The 1,606-nt window shown below is 57.3% G+C and carries 2 pseudogenes; one reads left to right on the forward strand and one right to left on the reverse strand.

The features are described from left to right. A pseudogene (locus AWB81_RS48145) lies at positions 1-183 on the reverse strand (type IV secretion system protein); the annotation flags it as partial. 660 nt (positions 184-843) lie between these two features. Here AWB81_RS48145 and AWB81_RS42780 point away from each other — a divergent pair. Next, positions 844-1,532, forward strand: a pseudogene (locus AWB81_RS42780) (IS30 family transposase); the annotation flags it as partial. Positions 1,533-1,606 lie beyond the last annotated feature (74 nt).

Below are 1,606 nucleotides of genomic sequence, written 5' to 3' on the forward strand. Positions count from 1 at the left end.
CTGCCGCGTCCAGACCGCACCGGCCGCGACGACAGCCAGGCCGAACGAAATCAGCATCCAGCGATTAGCTTCGAGCTTGAGCCTCGTGCTCGTCTCGAAAATCACCCTGCTTGGATCTTCTTCGGCGTATGAGCCGGGGGCCGTGGACAGCGCGGCCCGACGCTTGTTCTTGAAAAGACGCATGGCAACCCTTTGGAATGGTCACCATTGGAACAGCGGGCGCGTGCTATTTTTCTCCGAAAGACGATGAGATTTGTGCGCCATTGCACTGCACGCTTCGCTTGAGACGACTTGCGACGAATCCGGTTACGGCAACGCTATCCGGATAGCAGCCGTTTCGGGAAATGACGCATAAAAAGATATAGCTTTCACTAGTCCGCCAGCGCTCGTTCGTTGTGGATACCGCCACGGCCGTGGTCGTCATGCCCGTGTCGAAGTGCCGAAAAGCGGAATCGGTATCGGCAGCTTTTCGACAGGACATCCTTCCAATGACGACCTAGCGGCTAGCGCGGATCCTACCGAACGCCATCTAGGTTGGTTGCGCGGCCAACGCTTCGTCGGCTGGCAGGGGCTACCCGCGTATCGCGTCCCAAAATCGCAAAAAAGTGTGCCGAAAAAGGGGGGGTTCACTATCCGGCACACTTTGTAACAGAGTACTTACCTTAAGAAATCAAAGGCTTAGAAAATGACACTCATCCAGGTAACGCTATCCGGATAGCGTTGCCATTAAGCCATCGAGGGCTTTGCTACAAACGTTTCATGCTTAGCGATTCACGGAGCGTCGTCAATAAGCTGGCTGCCTCAAAAGCGAAGCGCAACACCTATGTCGTATAAGGTGTCGCAATGCCCGACCAAACTTCGTACCGACAGCTTCAACCTGAAGAACGCCTCGCCATCGCAAGCCTGCGGCTAGAGGATATGAGTATTCGGGCCATGGCCCGAATACTCGGGCGCTCGCCGGCCACCGTGAGCCGTGAACTGACGCGAAATTATCCGACCGACCCGACCCAGCAGGTTTCGCACGCAACCATCTACACGGCCATCTAAGCGCAGCGCGCGGTGAACTGCGCCGTCCGCTCATTGCCTGCTTCCGCCACGGCTACAGCATGCGTATGCCGCGCGCACGCGGCACCGACAGGCGCGGACAGATTCCGGATATGGTCAACATTCATGTGCGGCCGCCCGAAATCGAAGACCGTCTCCTCCCTGGTCATTGGAAAGGCGACTTTATCAAGGGCGTCGGAAATCAATCGTCTGTCGGCGTCCTGGTCGAACGGACCAGCCGCCTAGTGCTGCTCGCCAAGATGGAAGACGCCACCGCCGCTTCAGCGCTGGCGGGCTTCTCTGCCAAACTCAACTCGATTGCCGCGCCGTTGCGACAAACCTTTACTTACGACCAGGGCAAAGAAATGTCGCGGCATCAAGAACTCACTGCAGCCACTGGTGTGCGCGTCTACTTCTGCGGCCCACACAACCCTTGGCAGCGCGGGACCTGCGAAAACACCAACGGCTTGCTTCGTCAATATTTGCCTAATATAGATAGTCCGTCCCGCCTTCCGTGATACTGGTCACAGCTGGCAGGTACTGCCAGCGAAAGCGGGACATG

The sequence above is a fragment of the Caballeronia arationis genome (assembly GCF_001544975.2).
GTDB lineage: Bacteria > Pseudomonadota > Gammaproteobacteria > Burkholderiales > Burkholderiaceae > Caballeronia > Caballeronia arationis.